This is a genomic window from Ignavibacteriota bacterium, assembly GCA_016713565.1.
Classification (GTDB): domain Bacteria; phylum Bacteroidota; class Ignavibacteria; order Ignavibacteriales; family Melioribacteraceae.
Genome location: JADJOX010000007.1, coordinates 75,073 through 97,468, shown reverse-complemented (window position 1 = coordinate 97,468; position 22,396 = coordinate 75,073). Strand labels below are relative to the sequence as shown.

Annotated in this window: 15 protein-coding genes; 8 read left to right on the top strand and 7 right to left on the bottom strand. The window is 30.9% G+C overall.

Annotated features, from left to right (window positions below):
- Together xdh and ygfK are read right to left on the bottom strand one after the other, a co-directional pair.
- Positions 1-2,559, bottom strand: coding sequence for a selenium-dependent xanthine dehydrogenase (gene xdh / locus IPK06_07475; protein MBK7979834.1), 2,559 nt, complete (start codon positions 2,557-2,559; stop codon positions 1-3).
- 148 nt (positions 2,560-2,707) lie between these two features.
- Positions 2,708-5,968, bottom strand: a complete 3,261-nt coding sequence (gene ygfK / locus IPK06_07470; GenBank protein ID MBK7979833.1) for a putative selenate reductase subunit YgfK — start codon at positions 5,966-5,968, stop codon at positions 2,708-2,710.
- Positions 5,969-6,202: 234 nt separating this feature from the next.
- Between ygfK and IPK06_07465 the strand changes: the two genes are divergently transcribed.
- On the top strand, positions 6,203-7,300 hold the full coding sequence (locus tag IPK06_07465) for a Gfo/Idh/MocA family oxidoreductase (GenBank protein MBK7979832.1): 1,098 nt from the start codon (positions 6,203-6,205) through the stop codon (positions 7,298-7,300).
- 19 nt (positions 7,301-7,319) lie between these two features.
- Here IPK06_07465 and IPK06_07460 read toward each other — a convergent pair whose 3' ends face one another.
- From IPK06_07460 to IPK06_07450, 3 genes are all read right to left on the bottom strand, one after another.
- Positions 7,320-8,294: an XdhC family protein gene (locus tag IPK06_07460; protein ID MBK7979831.1), complete on the bottom strand. Its 975-nt coding sequence runs from the start codon at positions 8,292-8,294 to the stop codon at positions 7,320-7,322.
- Between the two features lie 126 nt (positions 8,295-8,420).
- Positions 8,421-10,691 carry a molybdopterin-dependent oxidoreductase gene (locus IPK06_07455; GenBank protein MBK7979830.1) on the bottom strand — a complete coding sequence of 757 codons (2,271 nt, stop codon included), beginning with the start codon at positions 10,689-10,691 and terminating at the stop codon, positions 8,421-8,423.
- The gene (locus IPK06_07450; protein MBK7979829.1) at positions 10,688-12,109 is read right to left on the bottom strand and encodes an FAD binding domain-containing protein; all 1,422 of its coding nucleotides are present in this window, start codon (positions 12,107-12,109) and stop codon (positions 10,688-10,690) included. Before IPK06_07450 ends, IPK06_07455 begins: the two co-directional genes overlap by 4 nt.
- Positions 12,110-12,368: 259 nt before the next feature.
- Here IPK06_07450 and IPK06_07445 point away from each other — a divergent pair, with 259 nt between their 5' ends.
- The 7 genes from IPK06_07445 (at position 12,369) to IPK06_07415 (ending at position 19,305) form a co-directional block, all read left to right on the top strand.
- Positions 12,369-12,854, top strand: a complete 486-nt coding sequence (locus tag IPK06_07445) for a DUF4402 domain-containing protein (protein ID MBK7979828.1) — start codon at positions 12,369-12,371, stop codon at positions 12,852-12,854.
- A 43-nt stretch (positions 12,855-12,897) separates the two neighbouring features.
- Positions 12,898-13,419, top strand: coding sequence for a DUF4402 domain-containing protein (locus IPK06_07440; protein ID MBK7979827.1), 522 nt, complete (start codon positions 12,898-12,900; stop codon positions 13,417-13,419).
- A gap of 238 nt (positions 13,420-13,657) precedes the next feature.
- Entirely contained in the window at positions 13,658-14,155 is a 498-nt protein-coding gene (locus IPK06_07435; protein ID MBK7979826.1) for a DUF4402 domain-containing protein, read from the top strand.
- 75 nt (positions 14,156-14,230) lie between these two features.
- Positions 14,231-14,593, top strand: a complete 363-nt coding sequence (locus IPK06_07430) for a hypothetical protein (GenBank protein ID MBK7979825.1) — start codon at positions 14,231-14,233, stop codon at positions 14,591-14,593.
- A gap of 172 nt (positions 14,594-14,765) precedes the next feature.
- Positions 14,766-15,230, top strand: a complete 465-nt coding sequence (locus IPK06_07425) for a hypothetical protein (protein MBK7979824.1) — start codon at positions 14,766-14,768, stop codon at positions 15,228-15,230.
- On the top strand, positions 15,227-16,045 hold the full coding sequence (locus IPK06_07420) for a hypothetical protein (protein ID MBK7979823.1): 819 nt from the start codon (positions 15,227-15,229) through the stop codon (positions 16,043-16,045). The genes IPK06_07425 and IPK06_07420 overlap by 4 nt, the downstream gene beginning before the upstream one ends.
- A gap of 158 nt (positions 16,046-16,203) precedes the next feature.
- Positions 16,204-19,305 carry a hypothetical protein gene (locus IPK06_07415; protein ID MBK7979822.1) on the top strand — a complete coding sequence of 1,034 codons (3,102 nt, stop codon included), beginning with the start codon at positions 16,204-16,206 and terminating at the stop codon, positions 19,303-19,305.
- A gap of 9 nt (positions 19,306-19,314) precedes the next feature.
- On the opposite strand, the gene IPK06_07410 is transcribed toward IPK06_07415, so the two are convergent.
- Positions 19,315-20,784 carry an OmpA family protein gene (locus IPK06_07410; protein ID MBK7979821.1) on the bottom strand — a complete coding sequence of 490 codons (1,470 nt, stop codon included), beginning with the start codon at positions 20,782-20,784 and terminating at the stop codon, positions 19,315-19,317.
- 84 nt (positions 20,785-20,868) lie between these two features.
- Complete coding sequence (locus IPK06_07405) at positions 20,869-22,389, bottom strand: OmpA family protein (protein MBK7979820.1); 1,521 nt, start codon at positions 22,387-22,389, stop codon at positions 20,869-20,871.
- Positions 22,390-22,396: the final 7 nt, after the last annotated feature.

Sequence of the window (22,396 nt, the reverse complement as noted above, 5' to 3'; positions counted from 1 at the left end):
TTATTTTCTGTTTCTTTTCTTTATTGGAAGTCTGTAATAACGTGTCTTGTCATACTGATAAAAAGCATTGGCAACAGCGGCAGCTGTTGGGACTAATCCAATTTCTCCAACTCCTTTTGCGCCATGCGGACCATTTGGATCATTTACCTCAATTCCAATCACTTCAATTTGAGGTGTGTTTTTAGCTCTAAGAACTCCCATTTTTCTCAAATGAGTACTTTTGGGTCTTCCTTTTTCCAATTCAATTTCTTCTGATATGGCGTATCCAAGTCCCATGTGAACCGAACCTTCAATTTGTCCTTCAAACAAAGTAGGATTTATAATTTTACCTGCATCATGTGCGGCAACAACTTTTTCAATTTCACCATTATCATTTAATATTACAACTTGTGTTGCATAACTATATGAGTAATGAGTTATTATTTCACCAGTCTTATCTTCAGGTTTTGTTGTCCAATTGCATATCCACTGACCGGAATATGTTTTACCGATAAGATTTTCAATTTTATTACTTTGTAAATCATTTTTAAGTTCTTTACAAGCTTCTTTAATTGAATTCCCAATAATTGATGTTGCTCTTGAAGCTGTTGTCATTCCTGATCTTGCTTCAAAAAAAGTATCAACATCTACTATGATTATATTTGGATCAATTCCTATTTCATCAACCAAGAATTGAACCGCCATAGTGTTCACACCTTGACCCATTTCAGTCCAACCGTGATGCAGAATAATTTTATCTTTTGCGACGATATCGATTTTAACAATTCCTTCATCCGGCATTCCATTGCCAATTCCGGTATTTTTAATACCGCATGCAATACCGGCAAATTTAGAATTCTTAAATATTTCTTTAACAGCAAGTAGTGTTTCTCTTACTCCGGACCCATTGCGAATTATTTGTCCTGTTGAAGTTTGATCTCCATTTTTAATTGCATTGTCATATCTAAACTGCCATCTATCAAATCCGCCTTTTTCGCAAAGCTCATCTATGCAGCTTTCAATAGCAAAAGTAACTTGGTTTACTCCAAATCCGCGCATAGCGCCGCATGGTAAATTATTAGTATAAACTGCTCTGCTAATAATATTAGCGTTGGGAATTGTATAGGCTCCGGTTGAATGTCCCGCAGCTCTTTCCAATACTTTCATTCTAACTGAGGCATAAGCTCCTGTGTCGCCAAGTATATCTACGTTTATAAAAGTTAATTTTCCGTCTTTATTGCATCCAACTTCATAATTCATTCTAAGTGGATGACGTTTAGGATGCATTAAAATAGATTCATCTCTTGTGAGTGTTATCTTAACTGGTCTTTTTAGAAGATAAGAGCACAATGCAGCGTGATGCTGAACGGATAGATCTTCTTTACCGCCAAAACCTCCGCCATTAGGAACAAGAATTACTCTTACTTTATCTTCCGGTAAATTCAGCACTTTAGCTATTTGCGATCTGTCTTCGTAAACGCCTTGGCCTTGAGAATAGATTGTAATTCCCTCATTAGTATTAAGAGCAATAGCAGATTCCGGTTCCATAAACGCATGTTCTATCATTTGTGTATTGTAAATGCCGGACGAAATATATTTTGAGTTTATCCTTGCCTCATCTAAGTTTCCACGCTGTATAATTGTTTCCGATAGTAAGTTTCCAGTTGAATGAATTAATGGTGCGTCTTTATCAAGCGCTTTTTCCATATCAGTCAACGGTTCCAAAATATCATAATCAACTTCAATTGATTTTACTGCATTCCGTGCAACCGTTTGTGTTTCCGCTATAACAATAGCTAAAACATCTCCAACATATCTTGTCTCTTCGCCAATATCAATCATCATCGGCCAATCATTTATTATTAAGCCAGTATTTCTAGAACCTGGAATATCTTTTGCCGTTAATACCTTGCAGACTCCTTGAGTATTTAAAACATTACTGTAATTAATATTTTTAATTATAGACCTTGGGTGATCGCTGAATTTCAATGACCCGAAAACCATTCCGTCGAATTTCATATCATCTACAAAAAGCGCCTTACCAAGTGTTAATTCTGTAGAGCCGTATTTAGGATGACGCGAACCAACTTTTCCATCTGATTTGGGTTTGGGAATTGTTTTGTTTTCTCTAATTGCTTTGGCAGCATATTTAATTGAATCTATAATTTTCGTATAACCGGTGCATCTGCATAAATTTGGAGTTAAGGCATTTCTAATTTCTTCATCACTTGGATCCGAATTATTTTTCAATAAAACTTTTGTCTGCATTACAATTCCCGGAGTGCAAAATCCGCATTGCAATCCTCCTCTTTCTGAAAAAGCATTAGCAAAAATTTCCTGTATTTTATTTTCGATGCCTTCTACTGTATATACATTTCCAGCTTCAATCTTCTTCATTGGAATTGCGCATGCAAGTACCGCCTTTCCGTTTAATTCAACCGTACACGCGCCGCATGATGCTTGAGGAGAACATCCATCTTTGAGCGAAATAATTTCTTCAATATTACGAAGGTATTTTAAAAGTGATAATTCCGGATCGCCGGAATATTCTTTTTGTTTTCCGTTTAATGTAAATTTCATATAATTCTCAAATAAGAATACAGTTAATTAAAAAAACTTATCGGCTTAAAATTACCAATTAAACTAAGTTTCATAATTAACCCAATTCAATTATCACAATGTTTTGATTAAAAATTAATTTTAATCAAATTGACTTTAATCAGAGTTATTAAATCATATTAAATATTGAAAAATTATTTAAGTTAGAAATTAAGTAAATCATTTCTGCCGCTTTATCTAACTTTTTACTGAATTTGATGTTTGTTTCAATATTAACAATATCATAATTTTTATTATATGTTATTTTTGTTTTATCAAATGAATAAATAAAATAATCTTTTTCCAAAATTACTTTTTCTATTTCTCCATTGCTTTTATATTCAATTGAATCTTTACTTAAAAAATAGCAATTATCTTCTTCATCAAAGCTTTCTCTTGTTAAATAAAATTTGGGTTTAGTTAAGTATGGTGCAGAGTTTGTAGGACAAAAAGTATTACAATTGCCGCATTCATTACAAAAATCTCCAATATTAAAAATTTGATATGTTTGTTCAATATTTAAATAATCTGTAACAACTTTTTGTATTGAATCATTTTTACTTACTGAATAAATTGGAATTATTGTTTTATTTGATTCAAATGAAACATTAGCAAAATTTGGACAAACACCGACGCAAATATTACAAATATCATTGCAGTATAAGCATCGTTGTGCTTCTGAAACTGCTTGAATATCACTTAAGTTGGGATGAACTAAATTAAAATTATTACGATCGTCAATACTAATTTCCGGTATATTATTACCGTATTTGCGTAAACTTTGTTTCTTTTGAAATTCAGATAATGATAGTTTATTTTCAATTTCAAGTTTAGTTAAAATATTTTCTTCAGCTGCTTTTTGTATAATTGAAAGAGCCGCATTTTTTCCGTCGGCTATGGCATTTATTAAAGAATCCGCTCCGCGAATAACATCGCCACCGACGTATACATTTGCGAATTGAGTTTCATTATTTTCTTTAATTATCAATTTATCATTTTCAATAAAATCCAAATTTATTTCCTGGCCAATTGCGGTAATTATTGAATCGAATTTCATAGAAAATTCTGAATCAATAATTGGTTTTGGTTTTCTTCTTCCACTTTCATCAGGTTCGCCAAGCTGCATTTTTACGCATGTTAATTCCAGCTTGTTTTCAAGTTTATTTATTGATAGAGGAGAAGTAAGTTCAAATATGTAAATTCCCTCATTGACCAAAGCATTTATTTCTTCTCTATCCGCCGGCATTTCGTTTATTGTTCTTCGGTAAATTACGGCAACATTTCCGTTATTGCCAACAAGTCTTTTTGATGTTCTTGCCGCATCAACCGCGGAATTACCTCCACCAATTATTCCAACAGTCTTCCCTAAATCCAAATCTGTATTATGTCTGACTTTTGATAGAAATTTTAATTGGTCAAATACATTCTCGAGATCTTCACCTTTTATATCTAAGAGTTTTGCTTTTTGTGCTCCAATTCCAATAAAAACAAATTTACTTTCTTCTTTAATTTTACTGAAAAGTTTTGCTGTTACTTTTTGATCAAACAAAAATTTAACTCCGAGAGATTCAATAATTTGAATATCTGATTTAATTTGCTGATCCGTAATTCTAAATGAAGGAATTGTATCGGAAACCATTCCGCCGGCAAAAGATCTACTTTCATAAACTTGAACGTCAAATCCTTCCAACGCTAAAAAATAAGCACACGATAATCCTGCCGGTCCTGCGCCAATTACTGAAACCTTAATACCATTTTTATTTTTCACTATTAAATTTAAATTCTCATCAAATTTTTCCGCGTTGAATCTTTTTATACTTCTGATCAATAGTGGATTGTCGTAATTCATTCTGGTGCATTTTGACTGACATAAATGATCACAAACATTTCCCGTAATATTTGGCAGCGGATTATCTTCCAAAATTACTTTAATGGCTTTATCAAAATTGCCGTTGGCTGTATGATAAATATATTCAGGTACATTTTGCGAAACAGCACACGCTTCAATACAAGGCGCGTAAATACAATCATATTTGGTAAGATCTCGCGAAGTTTTAATATTCTTATATGGGAAAAATGATTTGTAATATTGTTTTTGCTCTAATAACGCTAGTGAATATTTTCGTAGATTTGTTAAACCGGCTTTTGCAATATCATCAGTGCCCGAGACTATTTTAACAAAATTATCAATGCAATTTGAATTCAGTTTAATAAAGTTTTTATCAAGTTCTTCAAAATATTGTGTTAAACGTAAATATCCTCCAGGCTTTAGCAGATCAGAGCAAACGGTTATTGGTTTTAAATTACAAGCTAATGTATCAGAAACGTTAAGAGCATCAACGCCGGCTGAAAATGAAATATCTAATTTACCGTTGAAATCGCTTTGAAGTTTTTCCGCAAGGTTTATGCTTATTGGATGAAGCGCTCGTCCGCTCGTATAAACCATCTTTTCGCTATGAGGAAGCCAGCTTGTCGAATTCAATGATTCCAAAGTATTGGTCAGCTTTAAACCAAATTCAACTTTATTATCGTTGGCACATTTTGAAAGAACATCTATCATATTAAGTGCGTCGGAATATTTTAAGTCATGTTCAAAAGCATCATCGGGTATTGTAATATTATAGCCTAATTTATTATTTAAAATAAATCGTAATCTGTCTGGTCCTAATAATGTTGGATTTAATTTAATAGTAGTATGAAGTTTTTTATTCTCGATTAGATATTTTCCAATACTTTCAATTTCATTTGCGGGACAGCCATGCATTGTAGAGAGAGTTACATTATTTGAAATTTGATCGGGGATTTCAATTTTATGAATGTCCGGATATAAATTTGAAAGTATATTTAATTTATCATCTTTTTCAAATTTACAGTCATTCATTTTCTCAAAAAACCATTGAACGTTTGGTTTTAAAATTCCGTCTAAATTATAACCCACACTCATATTAAATATAAATCCTGCTTGAGTTAAATCCCAGCCGAATTTATGTTTTAGTATGTGAATAATAATCCAAGCGTTCAAATATTCGTCAAATGAATCTTTAATTCTTAATTCTTGAGACCACTCGCAGTTATAGCCTTCATCTTCCATATCGATGCAAGGTTTTGTTACTTCTAATTTATCAAGTGTCTGAACCGTTTTTAACTCTAAATATCTTGCGCCAACCAGCCAAGATGATATAATATTATGAGCCATTTGCGTATGCGGACCCGCGGCAACCCCAACCGGAGTTTCCAACAACTGTCCATATCTTATCATTCGATATGGATCCGATGATTTAGGTATGAAAAGATTTTCTTTGTATAGACCAAAAATTCTTCCATGTTTTTCTTCGTTAAGAATCCATGTCAGAAGTCTTTCAATTGGAATTCTATAAAATTTATCGCTCATCAATAATTATGTTTTTGGTAAAATATAAAATTAAATAATGATAATATGATTAAGAAATTATCAAAAAAAAATATAACTATCAGTAACAAAAAGTTTGAAAATCACATATTATTTTTAAGTTATAATTAAGTACTTTATCTTGATAAAAAAATATATTACAAGAATCTTTAAGATCTTAAAAAGTAATGGTAACTTTATATAACAAATAATTTACAAACAAAATTTGTATTCGATATGAAAATTAAATCATTCTTAATATTAATAATTTCATTCATTTCATTTTTACAGATCCCGACTTATGGGTCCAAGCCGTTAAAAATTGCGATTATAGGATTATCGCATTCACACGTACATGGGTTATTGGGAAGAGCAAATATTGGTGACGTTGAAATTATTGCAATTGTAGAGAAAGACATTGAACTTTCTAAAAGAATGGCAAAAGATTATAACTTACCAAATGAAATATTTTTCACGTCATCCGAAGAAATGTTGAAATCTAAAATGCCGGATGCGGTAGCTGCTTTCGGCTCTATTTATGATCACTTAAATGTGGTTAAAACTTTTGCGCCGCTTGGTATACATGTGATGGTTGAAAAACCCTTGGCGGTAAGTCTTGAGCACGCAAAAGAAATGAAAAAATTGGCTGATAAGAATAATATTCATTTGATAACAAATTATGAGACTACTTGGTATCCTACAAACCAATTAGCATATAAGATGGTTGATTCGGCGAAAATTGGCGAATTAAGAAAACTAGTCGTACATGATGGTCATCAAGGTCCAAAAGAAATAGGAGTTAATAAAGAATTTCTAGATTGGTTAACGGATCCGGTTTTAAATGGAGGAGGCGCTGTTACAGATTTTGGATGTTATGGAGCTGATTTGGTTACTTGGCTGATGAAAGGTGTAAAACCAATATCTGTTACTGCAGTTACACAAACAATAAAGCCTGAAATTTATTCTAAGGTTGATGATGAAGCTACAATAATTCTAAAATATTCTAAAGCGCAAGCAATTATTCAAGCTTCATGGAATTGGCCAATTTCAAGAAAAGATATTGAAATATACGGGCAAAGCGGCTATATAATTTGTGATAATAAATTCGATTTAAGATATAGATTGAATGAGAGAGAAACTGAAAATCGAAAAAAATTAACTGAATTACCTAAACCTTATAATGATCCATTTTCGTTTTTTGCCGCAATGATAAATGGAGAGATTAAATTACAACCTTATGATCTGTCTTCATTAGAAACAAATATTATTGTTGTTGAAATTTTGGACGCGGCAAAACTAAGCTCTAAAACCGGGAAAGCTGTTTATTTGAAATAGTTAAAAATGGGGAAAAATTTTAGCTATTAAATAACATTTGATTTTTAATTTTAATGATCTCCGCGGAAATACTAATTGCAATTTCTTCTGGCGATTCCGCATTTATATCAATTCCAACCGGTGTATGAACTTTTTTAAATAATTCAGGATTTATTCCTTCATCAGTTAAATGTTTGAAAATACTATCTGATTTTTTTGAACTTCCCATTAGACCAATGTACTTTAAATTCATTCCGATTATTGATTTTAATGCTTCTTTATCGCCGTCATGATTTGGAGTTACTATTACCGCATAAGATTTTTTTGATTCGCGAATAAATTTATTTACTTCTTCAAATTTTGTAATAATTTTTTTATGCGAAAATGTATTTTGTTTCATTGTTATTATATCATCTCTTTGATCAAATGTTACAACATAAAAATCCAAGTTCGACATTGCCCGAGAAACCGCCAATCCAACGTGTCCGCCGCCGATTACATAAACCGTATTTAATAAGCCGATATTTTCTTCATACTGCCAATTTTGTTCATCTTCAAAAAATAAATTTATGTCCCTTTCGTTTTCTTTATTTGGAGTGTAATCAAGTCCAAATGGATTTAACCGTAAAACTCCGCTGCTTTGATCTTCCAAATTATCGATAATTTTTTTAACCAAATCTCTTTCTTGAATTGTCATTGTCTGAACAATTAATGTCTGTGTGCCTCCGCAAATCAAGCCGGATGTATGACCTTCCTTTGTTTTGCTGTGATGAAGCTTTCTAATAAAATTTACTGGTTCGGGTTGATCTAATGTCCCTCTAATTTCATTTAAAATATCAAATTCCATTATGCCACCGCCAATCGTTCCGTAAGTTTCCACGTCTTCTGAAATTGCCATTTTAAAACCGGATTTTCCCGGTGAAGATAAACTTGAATCGGCAACAATAAGTAAATTGACTTTAATATTTCTGTTAAGTTTGTTGTAAATGAAAATCCAGAGATCAACTTCTTTCATAATAAATCCATTATTTATTTTCCAATATCAAATTCCTACTTCTTAAACTGGAATCAATTTTCTTATCTTAGTTTCCTATAGAGATGATAAAAGCGGTTTAATAATATTTTGTTAAAATCCTTATGCCTAATTATTCTTATGATCTGAATATCCATATAAGCCCAATAAAACTTTTTCCGGTGTTAGCGGTGATGAAAATTTAATGTTGCTATTAGAATTAAAATTTTTCACTGCATTATAGATAGCAAAGTAAGTTCCAATTGCGTACATAAGCGGAGGTTCACCGATTGCCTTACTTTTTAACGATCCGAATCTATTTTCAGAATCATTAAGAAAATCTATTTCAATAATTTTTGGAATTGAATAAATATCCGGAACTTTATATGCGGAAAGTGAATTGGAAAGTAATTTTCCCGCATCCGAATATTTCAGATCTTCAAGCGTCATCCAGCCAATTCCTTGTACCAAGCCGCCTTCGGCTTGACCAATATCAATTTTATAATCAATACTTTTCCCAAAATCGTGAACAATTTTTACATAATCAATTTCGTAATTGCCTCTAACACAATCAACAGTAGCACAAGTTATGGAAGTTCCGTAAACATGATATGCGAACGGATTTCCTATATTTAATTTTCGATCAAAGTAAATATCCGGCGTAGCGTAAAATTCATGCGATGAAAGATTAATTCTATTTTGATAAGCTTTTTGAATCAGTTCATCCCAAAATAAATCCGTTTCTTTATTATCGAATAAAACTTTTTCATTTACAATTTTAAGCTTTGATGGTTCTTTAATTTTCAATTCAGCTGAGGCAAATTCCAATAATCTTTGTAAAATTGATTCGGAAGCTTTAATTGCGGCATTGCCGTTCAGATCAGAACCGCTGCTTGCAGCTGTGGCTGATGTATTCGCAATTCGCGTTGTATTTGTAGATTCGATTTTTATTCTTTCAATATTTACCGAGAATGTTTTTGCCACTGAAATTTTAATTTTTTCATTAACGCCTTGTCCCATTTCAACTGCGGCTGTACTTACGCCAATACTGCCATCGGTATAAACATGGACCAATGCGCTTGCCTGATTTAACATTGTATTTGTGAACGAAATACCAAAGCATATAGGCATAATTGCAATGCCTTTTTTAAACAACATATTCTTACTGTTATATTCAGATATTTGATCAATGAGTTTGTTAAGTTCGTATTTGTTTTCCGCAGTTTCCCAACTAATAACCGCTTTGGAATCTAGGGCTTTTTGACCATAATAAAAATGGTCATTTCCCGTAATTAAATTCCTTTTTTGAATTTCCATTGCTTCAATATTTAATTTTTCAGCCGCTTTTTTAATCGCACATTCAATTACAAATTTACCCTGCGGACCGCCGAACCCTCTAAACGCGGTAAATGGCGGAAGATTTGTTTTACAACTAACTGCGGTTGCTTTTACGTTTGGAATAAAATAAGAATTAGTTGCATGAAACAATGTCCTTTCTAAAATTGCCGGTGAAAGATCCGCAACAGCTCCTGCATTTTGAAAAAATGTTGTTTGGTAAGCAAGGATCTTCAAATCTTTTGCTAAACCGATTTTAAATTCGGAGGAATATGGATGTCTTTTCCCTGTAAACAATAGGTCATCATGTCGTGATAAAATAAGTTTTACCGGAGTATTTGTGCAATATGCTCCAAGAGAAGCAAGAACTGCCCAGTGTGTTGCTTGATCTTCTTTTCCGCCGAAGGCTCCGCCCAATCTTAAAACATCGACTTCTATTTTATTCATGGGTAGATTAAGAATTCTCGCTGATGCTCTTTGAACCGCGGTTGGGCTTTGAGTAGATGAAATTATTTTAATTCCATTTCCTTCCAGCGGAAACGCGACAGCGCCTTGAGTTTCAAGATATAAATGTTCTTGTCCACCGCTTTCAACAGTTCCTTCAACAATTAAATCGCACTTATTCCACGCTTCTTCAATATTTCCGCTTTCAAAAATTTTTGGTGGCATTATTAATGAATTTGCCGCATATGCTTTTTTAGCGTCAACAATTATTTCAAGTTCTTCAAATTCAATTTCAATTAGTTTTGCAGCTTTATTTGCTATTGCTTGAGTTTCAGCGATTATTAAAACAATCGGTTCGCCAATAAAATTAACATGATCTTCAGCCAATAAGGTTTCATCTTTAATTATTCCACCGACTTGATTTTCTCCCGGAATGTCTTTTGAAGTTATTAACTTAACAACTCCTTTAAGCGCATATGCTTTGCTTAGATCAATATTTTTAATTTTTCCGTGAGCAATTGATGAGACAAAAACTTTTGCGAATAATGTTCCTTCAAATAAAGGTAAATCATCAACAAATAGTGATTTTCCTTGAATATGTTTAATTACATCGGTGTTCAAGTCAAAACCTCATGATTTATTATCTGAGGAAATAATTCAATAAAGTGAGCTTTTATTAATTGTTGTAATAAAAGAGTTTTATATTCTTTACTGCCTCTAATGTCGCTTATAGGAGAAATTTCGGAAACAGCAATCTGCACGGCATCTTTAACAACATGATTACTAATTTTTTGACCAATTAAAAATTCTGATGTTTTTAAAAGTAAAAGCGGAATAGGAGATACGCCGCCGGCTGATATGCGTATGTTTAAAATTTTATTATTTTCTGAATTAATAAAAATTGCGGTGTTAACACTTGCAATATCCAAGTGTTTTCTTTTAGAAACTTTTTCGAAATTAAATGATGAATTTGAATCGGGAATTTTAATGGAAATAAATTCTATGATTTCATTTGAATTTATATCTAATGTTTTATACCCTTTATAAAACTGATCCAATTTTAATATTCTATTTTTATTATTTGAACTTTTTAAAATTAGTTCGGCATTTAATGCTAGCAAAGTAATTGTAATATCAGCTATCGGAGAAGCATTTACAATATTTCCTGCAATGGTAGCGTTATTTCTTATTTGTCTTGAAGCAAAAAGTGTAAACAATTTTTCGAAATTTAATATTGGAAAATATTGCAGAAAATAATTTTTTAATTCTTCAATTGTAGCGGAAGAATGAATCACTATTTCTTCGTTGGTTTCATAAATCTTAAGTTTCGGGACTTTTGAGTGAAAAGATAAATTGTGTGTCAATAATTCATCAGGTTTTTGAACGAACAGATCAGTTCCGCCGGCAATAAATGTAGTATCTTTTACTTCATTTTGTTCAACAAAATCCAAATATATTTTTTTTAGTCTTTCTTCAATTTTATTAAAATATTGAGGTAAAATATTTCCTTCAACAAGACGTTCAATATTATTGTTGGAATTAAAACTATTGCCATTTAAATTCAAAATAATATTATTAATGGATTTTTTAACAGAATTATATCCTGTACATCTGCAGATATTTCCGGCAATAAAATTAATGGCTTCATCATAATTTAAATTACTAGAATTAAGAAAATATCCTGTAAGTGAAACAACAAATCCAGGTGTACAAAATCCACATTGTGAAGCGCCGTGATTTAGGAATTCACTTTGAATTAAATTTGGTATCTCTTGATTTAAACCTTCAATTGTAACTACATGTTTTCCATTTACATTTTGAATGGGGAATAGGCAAGAGTTAATGGTTTTGTATCTTAATTTACCATCTAATACTTCTCCAAGCAAAATAGTACAAGCTCCGCAGTCGCCTTCTTTGCAAACTTCTTTAGTCCCGGTTAATTTTTGATCTTTTCTTATATAATCTAATAATACTTTTGCGGAATTTGTTTTGGTGTGAATATCTTTGTCGTTTAATATGAAGTTAATTTCACTTTCCATGATGGAAAAAAATAAGTTAAGTTAAAGAATTTATCAATGCCTAAAAATAAAATAATTGTTAAAAAATACTTAATAACCGATTAAAACAATGTTCCAATTAAATACAAAAATTTATTATCTCAACATTATGATACAAACAAATTTATCTGCTCCTATAAATTATTAAAATACAGCAATAATCTTGATAATGTGATCTGGCACACACTTTGAATTTTATTTTGAAAAAAAATATCACAACAAATAACTTAGGGAGTATTAAATGTACTTAAAAAAATATTTTATTGTTTTAGTTTTATTGTTCTTTTCAGCAAGCGTTTTTGCCCAAAGTTCTGGAAGCGCTAATGCACTTGTAAAAATTAGTCTAAAAAAAGGATTAAAAATTGAAAATTTGACAGGTGATCTTACATTTCCGGAAACCGTTGTAACCGGCTCAGCACAAAATCCTTCTTCAAGTAATATTGTAAATTTTTTGGTAACTGGACATAAGAGCTCTAATGTAATCGTTGGATTTTCCTCAACTTTAACTTTAACAAGCGGTACTGATAATCTTGTTTTTACTCCTACAGTAGAAAAAACAGGTGAAAGCACAACTTATGCCGCAGGATCTCTGGTATCTGCAGGAAGCGGAAATTCACTTGGTGCAAATGGACTATTAAATTTATGGTTAAGTGGCAGTATTGCTGTTCCGGCTGATGCACCCGCCGGAGACTATTCAGGTACTTTTCAAATGACTGTAACTTATTAATTTCATTGGGGAATTTTTAATTCCCCTAAAATTTAATTAAATAATGAGAAAATATATATTTGTTCTTTTTTTACTGATATCGACTTTGAATATTTATTCTCAGGCAAATGTTAATATATCAACGAATGTTGGAATAACTTTAAGCAACGGAATAGCGTTAAATAAAATTAAAGGCGATTTAGATTTCGGAAATGTTTTATATACAGGTTCAAGTTTAAATTTGTCTAAAACAGCTAACTTAGGCATAGAATATGAAATTACAGGCTTTAGAAATAGGAACGTAAATATTTCATATTCAAGTAGTGTTAATTTAACAAATGCCGGATGGGTAAATCTTTATGGCGGTACAATTGGAATTTTGAGATTTACACCTAAGGTAACTCATACGGGCGGAAATATAAATTATGTCGGCGCCGTTAATCTAAGCAATAATTCAAGAGTAAAATTGACAAATACAAAACCACTTGGAAAATTATACATTTGGATCGGCGGAAACATTATTGGCAGCACAAACCGACCTTATGGAGATTATTCGGGTACTTTTACCTTAACAGTTGCATATTGAGAGAAAAAGAATGCTATATAGTTTTGGATTTTTAACATTTGATGAATTTAAATACGTTTTGATTTTTTACTTAATTATAGAGTAAAAAATTAAATTCTTATTTGATTTTACCGATAATGAATTTGAAATTAGTTTTTATCCTCATGGGTCCTCAGTGGCGTTAGATAATAAGACAATTGAGATCTAACGCCATTTTTTTATTCTTTCATAAGTTCAATCCAATTTTTATTTTTTTATTATGAAAATAATAATCATTGTAATATTATCATTATTTAATTTTGTTGTCGTTTATTCACAGCAAACCGGCTACATAAGTGGAAACGCTTCCGCAAATTTAATTCAGCCGCTTTCAATCGAAGCTAAGTCGGGAGATCTGGATTTCGGCAATATAATTGTAACTGAATCAAATTACTCGGCTAAAATAGAACCAAAATTGGGTAAACTATTTGTTGTTACGGGTCATCCCGGGAAAAATATTACGGTAAGGTTTAACTCGGTTGAACTAACAAATTACGAATGGGCTTCAAAATATAACGGCAAACTCGATAGATTGACCTTTATTCCCAAAGTCGAATTGAAAAGCACTCAGCAAATTTCTGACGGTACAAACATACCTCTTATTAAAAACGGTCAAAAAGGTGAGCTTCAAATATTTGTAGGCGGTGAAATTAATATTAAGCCAAAACAGGAAGTTGGAGATTATACCGGACTATTTATTCTTTCCGTAACATATTAATATTTGTGATTTAAAATAAACAAAACAATTCCTAAATTCGATAATTTGAAAACGAACTTTTAGGAAGTCGATTTTGTGAAATATTATTATGCGGTTTTTTCATTTTTACTTCTATTTTCTGTGAGAGGATTAAGTCAATCTGGTTTATCGGCTAATGCTGAAATTAAAATAAGACTGATAAAATCTGAATTGATGGATATTGAAAAATTATTTCATTCGACTGAAAATTTTAAATCAGATTCAAAGCAGCATCATTTAGGGAAAAGAAATATACTTATTAACACCAATGTAAATGTTATTCATGCAAATATTATCAAAAATCGAAAAGAATCTAATTTCTTTGTGCAATCAGCTAAAAAGATTATTAAATCTGAAGATTATGGCAATATTTCCTATCATCAAATTTTAGAAAACCCAATAATTACTATTGCATTTTAACAATCAATCCAATTATTTCTATAGATAAAATTTGTTTTTTATTATTTTATTATGATTTAATGAAGTTATTTAAAAATTACTTCAATTAAAGCTTCTAACTTATTGTAATGAAATGAACTATTTTTGAAATTTATAAGAAATTATCTAATTTATTATATCAAAAAAATGATTTATGAAACAAATAATTAAGGTTATTTTCGTATTATTTATAGCGGAAGTTACGAGTGTTAATGCGCAGTCTATTATAACTTATAAATATAATGATTTGGAATTTGGGGATGTTTTTATAGGATATGATGAAACGGTTCAAAATACTGATGAAAGAGCCGCACAATTTTATTTTTATCATACAAAAATTTTAAGAGCCGATCTGCTTGTTACATTTAAGCTGCCGAAATTTTTATCAAACGGGAATAGTTCGGCTTCAATAAAATTTCTAAATGACAGCGGAGCTTGGTCATTTTATAACAGGCAATCCGGAAGGACAAATTTTAATCCGAATTCTCCATTAGAGATTAGGCGTGCATTTGTCTACATTCCAATTTACTTATGGCTGGGCGGAACTATTTCAACAAACTCCGGAATTAGTCCGGGAAATTATAACGGTGTAATTACATTAACAATTGAGTTTCTATGAAAAAATTTTTTCTTCTTATTTTATTTTCGTTGCCTATTTATTCTCAAGTGATAATTTCTCCCTACGTTGTTTATATGGATGAAGGAAATAAATTCGGAAGTATGATAATTCAAAATGAATCTTTTGATCCTTATGAAATATCAATTTCTTTTATATTCGGATTTCCTGTTTCAGATTCTTTAGGTAACAGATCAATGCAGTATTTAGAAAATCCGACCGAAGAATATCCTGCTTTAAATAATTGGATTACTGCTTTCCCCAAAAAATTTATTCTTAATTCTAAAGAAAGACAAACAATTAGGCTGATGGTCAAACCGCCAAAAGATATAGCTAAAAGAACTTACTGGACAAGAATTGTGACATCTTCAACACCAATAAACAAAGATACAACCGTTAATAGCGGAAATGGAGTTTCGGCTAAATTAAAATTTGTTTTAAATCAAGTAACAACTGCTATTTACAGAACTGATTCTATATCTACAGATTTAAATATTGAAAATGTATCTTTGATTAAAGACTCAACTGATAGTTATCAGCTTTTATATAAGATGAACCAGTTAGGAAACTCGCCTTATTTCGGTAACTTTAAACTAGAAGTGAAAAATTCAAAAGGAGAGATATTGCTGGATGAGCAGGATTATCTTTCTGTTTATTATAATATAACGCGAAATTATGTTTTGCCCAAAGAAAAATTTACATCCGGAAATTATACCGCTAAATATTTTATAAAGTTCAATGAAAAGGAAGATATTCCCGATAGTAAATTAATCCCGCCGAATGATATTACAAATAATTTCGAGTTTACAATTCCTTGATTTCAAAAGTAAAAAAAAAAATATTGAGACCATTTTATAAAAGCATCTTTTACGCTTTATTTTTAATAGTTATCTTATTTTACTTTTTGGATTTAAGCGCACGATTTATTTTTGAAAATAATGAACAAAAAAAAATTAAAACGCCTGAAATTGCCATTATGGAATTACTGGATAGTGGGGGAGATGAGCTTATTTTAGCAAATTCAAAATCGTCTTGCATGGATTTTGACATTAAAAACAGCGCGAATAAAAATTCATATGATAATTCAGAGAACAGAGAAGAAAATTCATTTAACAAGAAGAATGAATTTATAAATTCAGAAGAAATAATAACCTTTAAAAATAATCGTTTCAATAAAAACAGTTCATTGAAAATAAGTAAATGGAATGAACTTTCTAAAACTAATTTATCTAACAAAGATACTTCGGCTACATCGCTTTCAATTAAAAATAAAAATGTTGATACAACAAACTTAATAAATAATAAAAATAATGATGTTGAAAAACCCGATTCTGAAAACGAAAAATACTCTATAAAATGGAAGCGGGTAAAAAATTCCGAAATGTATGAAATTGTAATCGAAGCTGTTAATAATTCAAATATTTTGAACAATAAATATGTTCAAGTTGTAAATCAAAATTTATTGGATACACTTTTTACTATTGATGATAAAACTTTATTGAATTATGAAAATTACAGATGGAAGTACAGAAGCAAAATAGAAAATACCTGGAGTGATTTTTCGGAATATAATTATTTCAATATCCCAAAAGAAGTACTAAAAGATTCAGTTAACAAAGCTTACGACGATTTAATTTTAAGATTCAAATACGGTAATTATATTGATGAAATGATAATTGCAAAATATAATGAAGGAAATATATTCTTGCCTTTAACCGAAATTCTAAATCTGCTTCAATTAAATCACAATGAAGATATTAATAATTCAAGAATATCAGTTCAAAGTTTAGATAATGAAAAATCCAATAACAGTATTGATTTTGTTAATCTAAACAAGATGATAAAAGGAGCGGAAACTAAAATAAGTTATTCAGATTTTACGCAAACGGAGCTTGAATATTATGTTAAACCAAATTTATTTGAGCAATTAATTTCTGCAAAGTTTGAAATAAATCTTAGAAATTTAGAAATAAAATTCAGCTCGGATAATCAGCTTCCCATGGCTGAAAGGTTTACAAACCAACGAATTTTGCAAAACAAAAGTTCTATAAATGAAGAAAAATATCCATTAAAATTTGATAGGGAGCGGAAATACTTTAGCGGCGGATTTTTCGATTACTCATTATATGGAAGCTATGTTAAAAATGTAAGTCCGTATTATTCAATAAATCTAGGTTTGGGCAATGAAATACTCGGCGGCGATTTTCAAATCAATTCAAGTAACTCAATTTTTAAAAATGAGTTTATGAATAATCAGACGGAATACCGATGGAGATATGCTTTTTTAAATAACCGGAAAATAAGCAGTATTACTTTGGGCAATGAATACGCATACGGTTTGCAGTCATATAGTTTTAGAGGAATTTCAATTACAAATCAGCCATTGGAATTAAGAAAAAATTTCGGCTTTCAGAAATTAACGGAAAAAACATTTCCATTTGCTAATGTAGAAATTTATCATAACAACGAAATAATTGACATATTGCAGGCGGATGCCGATGGGAATTTTAACTTTAATTATCCATTTTCTTACGGTACTACAATCTTAGAATTTAAATATTACGGTACAAACGGCGAAACAAAAACAGAACATAAATTATATCAAATACCAACAAATCAAATACCCGTTGGGGAATTTGATTATAGTTTGAATTTTGGGAAACTAATTTCAACAGATGGATATTTGATTCAGGCTAATTCATCTTATGGAATAAATGATAGAATTACAACGCAACTCGGAACGGATTTGTTTGTCAACGATTTTAAAAATTCATCGATATTTTCTAAAACTTCAGCTAGAGTTTTTGACGGTTATATTGCCAACTTAAATATTGCGCCAAATGCATTTTATGAATTTGAAGTAAATTCAATATTCGCCGATTTAGCAAATTTTAATATCGGCGCAAAATTTTATGAAAAAAATGATAAAATAAATCCGACAAATATTAAGAGTGAAATTGATGGGAATTTTTTTATCCCAATTCAATTGGATGAAAATTATTTAAGCATTTTTGCAAGAGCTAGAAAGATAAATTTTAACGGAATAAATAGATATGATTATTCATTAAGAACGTTTTATGATATTAATAATTTTAGTCCATCGGTAGAATACAATTACGCAAAAATTGCCAATACCGGTTTTATTTCTTCATATTTAAATCTTAGAATGAACTATTCATTTTACATTCCTTATGAGTTTTTAGGAGGAAATATAATTGAATCCAGATTGACCTATAATTTCAATTTAAAGAGATTTGAAAATTTTAATATTTCTTTATCATCAACTTTATTCAGGGATTTAAGGGTACAAATCGCGCATAATATAAATTTCGCTACAAAATTTTCAGATACTCAACTTAGAATTGTACTCGACCTTCCGTTCTTAAGAACAAATACTAATATTTCCAATTCAGTATTTTCACAGTCAATTCTAGGCTCAGTAAATTATAACAGCATATTTGATGAATTTGATTTTCATAATAGGGGAATGGTAGGCAGATCTGCAGCGGCGATTAGATTCTTTTTAGATGAAAATAATAATGATATTTATGACACAAACGAAAAATTAATAACAGATATTGATGTTTCAATTAATGCTATAGCAAATAAAAAGTATTTGGATAATGGAAGAATTCTATTGAATGATTTGGAATCCTATTATAAATTTGATTTAAAATTGAATGAAGGTAGAAATAAAAATCCGGTTTGGGTTCCGGTATTGGATAAATTTAGTTTTATTTCCGATCCAAATCAATTCAAGGAGATTAGCATTCCGTTTTACGAAGCATCGGTTGTAAATGGAATAGTATATAAAATTGTCGCAAATGAAAAAATCCCGCTTGAAGGCATAAATGTTTTTGCTGAAAATTTAATAACTAGTAAAGTTACAAAAATTAAAACACTAAGCGACGGCAGTTTCTATTTATATGGAATATCTTCAGGCAAGTTTAAATTTTATTTGGATGAAACCCAGCTTGAGAAATTAAAATTAAAATCTTATCCGGAAAAATTGAATCTAAATGTTCATTCAATAAATTCCGATGAAAATAATGAAGATATAATTTTTATTTTGAAATGAAATATTTGATTAGTTCAATTGAATAATTTCAATTCGTCTGTTTTGTTCTTGACCTTGCGCCGTATTATTTTCACCAATTGGATTAGATTCTCCAAAACCTTTTGTAAAGATTCTATTTGGACTAATTCCTTTTTCAATTAGCCAATTTTTAACCGATTCAGCACGTTTTTCTGATAGAGTTAAATTAAAATTTGAATCGCCAATACTGTCGGTGTAACCTCTTATTTCAATCTTTAAATTTGAATTTTCATTCAACGAATTAAAAATATTTTGCAATGCATTTTCAGATTCGGAATTAAGTTCGGCAGAAGATAATTGAAATTTTATACCCTGCAAAACGACTGGCTGGTTTGAAGTTAAATTAACTGATTTATAATTAGAATTACTTTTATTGTAATTTAAATTTAGATCTTTTATAAGTGGATTTGTCTTTAAATTATTTACCTCAACTCCATCCGGAATTCCATCTTCATCGGTATCGTTTTTGTTTGGATTTGTTTTTGTTTTAAATATTTCATCCTTATCGCTTAAACCATCTTGATCTGTATCTATAAGAGTTGGATTTGTGTTATATTTATAAACTTCATATCCGTCGCTGATTTCATCTTGATCCGTATCTTTTAAATTTGGGTTAGTTGAATACAGATATATTTCTTCGTTGTCTAAAATATCATCTCCATCGGTATCATTAGAATTAGGATCGGTTAGATATACTTTTGATTCTTCATAATCTGTTAATTTATCATTATCAGAATCTACTTTAAATGGGTTAGTTGAATAAGTATTAATTTCTTCATTGTCGTTAAGTCCGTCTGAATCGGTATCGTTGTTATTCGGATCAGTCCCAATTTCCTCCTCAATTTTCGTTATTATTCCGTCTTTGTCCGGATCGGTTAAATCGCCACCTTCAACAAAAGTAAATCCAATACTTAAAGCATAAAATCCGTCGTTATATTTTTTATTGCTAAAATTGTTTAACTGATCGGTTGTCGTAAAATTATAGCTTACGGTTAAATCAACAATAAGTTTGCTGTTTATCGCAAATTCAACACCGCCGCCGAAAGGGAAGTACAAATCCCATCCGTATTTTTTATTGAATTGTCCGGCAGGCAGATTTATTACATTCCACCTTAACAAACCTAATCCCGTAAAAAAATAAGGACTGTATATTTGAGAATTAAACGGACTTAAATTAATTTTTAAATCTGATGAAATAAAATTTGTTTCCCATTTTTGTTTTTCAAAATCAATACCGGCTAAATTACCAATTCCGAATCCAATTTCACCTTCCCAAACGGAGTTAATCTCGTGTTTAATAAATCCGCGTCCCCATAAAGATAAATTATATGAATCAGTTTCAAACTCAGTGTTTGGAAATAGTAAATTGCTTTGAAGCCCATATTTTACCTGGTAATCATATAATTGGGCTGTATAATTATTTGCAATAAATAGTAATATTAAAAAGAAAATATTTCGCATGAAATATCATCGGAATGAAGAGAGTTTTAATTAAAAAAAACTCCTATTATTTTTTTAACAGGAGTTTTTTAGAAAGGTTTTAGGTCAGTTAATTTTAACGAATTCTATTCGTCTATTTAACCTTCTGCCTTCTGGAGAATTATTGTCGGCAATTGGTTTGTCTTCACCATAACCTTTAGCAACAATTCGCTCAGGAGCAATGCCTTTATTAATAAGCCAATATCTTACCGCGTCGGCCCTTTGCTGAGATAGTTTCAAATTCTTTGATGCGTTTCCTACGTTATCGGTATAGCCACTGATCTCAACTTTAATATCCTGGTATGCATTTAATGTATTAAGAACACGAAGCAGCATCTTTTCACTTTCCGGCGTTAATTCTGATTTTGCTGTTTCAAAAGTTACTCCTTCCAGCACAATTGGCGCAGCAATATCAAGAACAATATCATCTTCCGGATTTAACGGATTAGTTTTTCTATCTATTTCAATTTTATCATTAACAGAGCCGCCGTCCGTATCAGCTTTTAGAGGATTGGTATTGAATTTGAAAATTTCATCACCGTCTAATATTCCATCGCCATCAGTATCGCTTTTGGAAGGATCAGTTTTATATCTGTGAATTTCATCACCATCTTTTAATCCATCTTTATCAGTATCGGGACTAATTGGGTTTGTTTTGAATTCATCAATTTCAATTTTATCCTTAATACCGTCCATATCAGAATCCTCACGCAAAGGATCGGTATTATATTTAAGAATTTCGTCCCCATCTGTAATTCCGTCTTTATCCGTATCAATAATATTTGGATTAGTGGTATAAGTTTTTATTTCTTCAGTGTCAGAAATACCATCACCATCACTATCCACACTTAGTGGATCGGTTTTATATTGGTTAAATTCCAATCCATCGCTTAGTCCGTCACCATCGGAATCCGGATTATCCGGATTAGTTCCAATCTCAATTTCCTGACTTTTTGTAAGTCCGTCATTATCGGAATCAGAACTTCCGCCTTCGCCGGTAAATATTATTCCAATTCCCAAATTCCAAAAACCATCGTTAAAATCGCCGCCTTTAACGTAATTTATATAATCAGAAAATAAATAATTATAACCGCCGGATAAATCGAGCAAAACGGAGTTGGATAATTTCATTTCAATGCCCAGTCCAAATGGTGCGTAAAGATCAGTTCCTTTATCTTTGGTTTGCCCGCTTGTTACAACAGGTTTTTCTTCAACCCTCCATTTTGTAAAACCGATTCCAGCATAAGCGTAAGGATTAACAGACTTGGAATTAAACGGACTTAAGAGCAGTCTTAAGTCCGCTGGAATTAAAGATGTTTCCCAATAATTAAAGTTATTATCTTCTCCGGCTAACTTCGCGTATCCGGCTCCGGCTTCAATATCAAAAAGATCAATAACTTTGAAGCGGAGAAATGCTCTTCCAAGATATGATAATTTTAGATCATCATTTTTAAAATCTGTTTCTGGCAATAAACCGGATGCATGCAACCCAACTTTAATTGGATAATCATTTAACTGTGCAAGACTATTTGTATAGCTAAGAATCAAAAGACTTAACATAATTAAATATGATATTTTTTTATGCATTTTGGTT